At 70.8% G+C, this 3,291-nt stretch carries 3 protein-coding genes; 2 read left to right on the top strand and 1 reads right to left on the bottom strand.

Annotated features, from left to right (window positions below):
- Positions 1–103 precede the first annotated feature (103 nt).
- Both L995_RS12310 and dsbG read left to right on the top strand, forming a co-directional pair.
- Complete coding sequence (locus tag L995_RS12310; protein ID WP_047472030.1) at positions 104–1,237, top strand: FecR family protein; 1,134 nt, start codon at positions 104–106, stop codon at positions 1,235–1,237.
- A gap of 473 nt (positions 1,238–1,710) precedes the next feature.
- Positions 1,711–2,313, top strand: a complete 603-nt coding sequence (gene dsbG / locus L995_RS12305) for a thiol:disulfide interchange protein DsbG (protein ID WP_047472029.1) — start codon at positions 1,711–1,713, stop codon at positions 2,311–2,313.
- Here the strand turns inward: dsbG and L995_RS12300 are convergent.
- Positions 2,259–3,291: efflux transporter outer membrane subunit (locus L995_RS12300; RefSeq protein ID WP_047472028.1), on the bottom strand; the 1,033-nt coding region annotated here is incomplete at its 5' end. The two genes, dsbG and L995_RS12300, sit on opposite strands and share 55 nt — an antisense overlap.

Raw genomic sequence — 3,291 nt, 5'->3', positions numbered from 1 at the left:
CCGCGTTGGCGCGCGCCCTGCAAGCCCTGCACGCCTGGCTGCGGCCAAGCCGTCCGCCGAATCGCAGGACTGGACCAGCTTCTGAAACCGGCAAGCCGCACGCATGCGCCGCCACCGCTCCTGCACCGCGCCCCTGGACAAGGCTGCGCAGGTGCGCGAACTGGAAGAGTTCTTCCGCGGGCAAAACCCCATCGACCTCGCTGCGGCCGACTGGCACACGCGCATGGAGCAAGGCCTGACCGCCGAGGAAGAAGCCGAATTCACCGAATGGCTGGCGGCCAGCACGGCGCACGAGGCCGCCTTGCGCCACCTGGGCCAGAGCCTGGCGGCCGCGCGGTCCATTCCCCCCGAACAGGTGGCGCGCCTGCGCGCGGAGCAGGCACGCCGGCGCTCGCAGTCAGCGCCTCACGCACGCCCGGAACCGGCCACGCAGCGCCCGTCCTCCGAAGAGCGCCAAGGCTGGAACTGGTCCCGCCTGCTGCCGCGACCTGCCCTGGCGGCCCTGTGCTGCACGGTGGCCCTTGCCCTGGTCCTGGCCGTGGGCGTGGGCTGGCACCAGTGGCAGCAGCAGCCCACCTTCACCAGCAGCCACCTGACCCCACGCGGCCAGGCCAGGACCATCACCTTGCCGGATGGCACCGCACTGTCCCTGGATGCCGATACCCAGGCGCAGGTAACTCTGTACCGCGACCGGCGCGAGGTGCGCATCACGCAAGGGCAGATCCTGTTCGCCGTGGCACCCGACAGCGCCAGGCCCTTTCATGTGCTGGCCGGCCCGGCGCGCGTCACCGTGGGCGGCACGCGGTTTTCCGTGCGCTATCGCGCCACGGGCATGGAGGCGGGCAGCGCCCAGGTGGCCGTGCAGGAAGGCCATGTGCGCGTGGCCGGTGCGCAAGGCGCGGCAACGCCTGCCGACCTGGTCGCTGGCCAGGCCCTGAGCGTGTCGCCCGCAGGCGTGCTCGGTCCGGTGTCGGCTGTGGCGCCCGGCAGCATTGCGCTGTGGCGCAAGGGACTGATCCGCTTCGAGAACACGCCCCTGGCCGACGCCCTGGCCGAGCTGGAGCGCTACGGACAGACCGGCCTGGTGGTGCACGACCCGGCCGTGGCGGCTCTGCGCATTGGCGGCACCTACCAGGCCAGCCGCCCCGCCGAGTTCGCACGCATGCTGGCCCAGATCCTGCCCGTCACTCTGGTGGCCGGGCCCGATGGCCAGACCGAGATTGCCGCTGCGCCCTGAGCACGGAGGCGGGACCGGCCCCCGCTTTCAAAAAAATTCGGCCGCAGGGGTGCAGTTCTGAAAAGCTGGAGCGTCTTCATAGGTAGTGGGTTTCATTTCCATCCATGACTGCCATGCAAGACCGCTACCGCTTCCAAGACTGCCTGCCGCGCCGGGCGCAAGCCCTCCCCCACCCTGCCCCGCTCGCCCTGGCTGTCTGCAATGACGACTGCCCAGCACCGATGCGCAGCATCTGCAAGGGTGTCAATGACAATCGGCGGCGTGCGAAGCCCATGGGCTGCAACGCAGCGACAGCGGCGCGTGGTCGGTCGGCCGTCGTGTGCGAGATTGCCGCAAGCGATTTCCTGGACCGATGGAACGCGTCGGATGCACTCCGACTCACACCGTCCGCCGCTGTTGCCGCAGCACCAGGCGTTGCACGCTTGCCGCGCAGCGCCGCACCCTCATTCATCCAACCGTTCCAAGGAGTTCCCATGCATCTTCAACGCACCGTCCTTTTTGCAGGCATGGCTGCCAGCCTCTTTCTGGCAGCAGGACGGGCAAGCGCCGCAGAAGGTCCTGCCACGGCCCAGGCGCCCCAGGCCAAGGCCCAGGCCGCCAAGCCGGCGGGCGACACCGTGCAGGCGCAGCTGGAGGCCTCCAACTGGGTGCCCGACGGCAAGGCCGATGCGCCGCGCGTGATCTATACCTTCACCGACCCCAACTGCAAGTACTGCCACAAGTTCTGGGAGGCCGCACGCCCCTGGGTGGACGCAGGCAAGGTGCAGCTGCGTCACATCCTGGTGGGCGTGATCCGGGACGACAGCCCGGCCAAGGCCGCCGCCATCCTGCAGGCCCCGGACCGCGCGGCCGCACTGATGGAGCACGAGAAGAAGTCCGCCCAGGGCGGCATAGCGCCCGCCTTCAGCGTCAGCCCCGACGTGCGCAAGGCGCTGGAGGCCCACCGCAAGCTGATGATGTCCCTGGGCTTCCGTGGCACGCCGGGCATCGTGGTGATCGACAGCCAGGGCGGCACCAAGAGCTATGGCGGCATGCCGCGCGATGCGGCCTTGCCGGAGGTGTTCGGGGCGCTGTGAGGCGGCGGCGCCGTCCAGCTGCCGCCCAGCACGCGGAACAGCTGGGCCAGCGCCAACTGCCGCTGGGTCACGGTATCGATGTAGGCACTTTCATTGGCGAAGGCGTTGCGCTGTGCGTCCAGGTAGCGCAGATGGTCGTCCACCCCCGCCTGGTAACGGGCCTGCGCCAGCCGCAGGCTTTCGCGGCTGCTGTCGCGCAGCGCCAGGCGCGCGGCTTCCTCGCGGCGCAGCGTGTCGGTGGCGGCCAGGGCGTCGGCCACTTCGCGGAAGGCGGTCTGGATGGCCTGCTCGTAGGCTGCCACGGCCATGTCCTTGCGCAGCACGGCCAGGTCGAGGTTGGCGCGGTTGCGCCCCCCGTCGAAGAGGGGCAGCGTGACCTGGGGAGTGAACGACCAGGCGCGCTGGCCCGAGCGGAACAGGTCGGACAGATCGGCGCTGGACGATCCCAGGAAGCCGGTGAGCGAGATGCGCGGGAAGAAGGCCGCGCGCGCCGCACCAATGTCCGCGCTGCGGGCGCGCAGCCGGTGCTCGGCCGCCTGGATGTCGGGCCGGTGGATGAGCAGTTCGGAAGGCGTGCCGGCCGACAGGTCCTGCAGCAGCAGGGGTACGTCGGACGACTTTGCCGGCTGTGCAGACCCTGCGGACTGTGCGGACAGGTACGGCCCCAGATCCTCCACGCCCGTCAGCAGCAGCAGGGCGTTGCCGGCCTGGCGCAGCTCGCGTTCGCTGCGCTCCACGTCGGCGCGGGCCTGGGCGGCCAGGCCCAGGGCGTCCTGGTGGTCCAGGGCCGTGGCCGTGCCCGCCTGGCGCCGCTGCGCGGTCAGGCGCAGCGAGGATTCACGGCTTTGCAGCGTGCGCTGCGCCAGTTGCAGCCGGCGCAGGGCCCCGTCGCGGGACAGGTAGGCCTGCACCACTTCGGCACCCAGGCTGATGCGGGCGGCGCGCGCGGCCTCTTCGGTGGCCAGGTACTCGACGCGG

The sequence above is a fragment of the Delftia sp. ZNC0008 genome (assembly GCF_000799035.1).
Classification (GTDB): Bacteria; Pseudomonadota; Gammaproteobacteria; order Burkholderiales; family Burkholderiaceae_C; genus Comamonas; species Comamonas tsuruhatensis.
Note: the sequence above shows the minus strand (reverse complement) of the source record. Positions and strands in the feature narration are given on the sequence as shown.

Excerpts from the sequence above, each read along its gene's own strand:
- L995_RS12310 (WP_047472030.1), top strand. The coding sequence starts at position 104 with ATGCGCCGCCACCGCTCCTGCACCGCGCCCCTGGACAAGGCTGCGCAG.
- dsbG (WP_047472029.1), top strand. The coding sequence starts at position 1,711 with ATGCATCTTCAACGCACCGTCCTTTTTGCAGGCATGGCTGCCAGCCTC.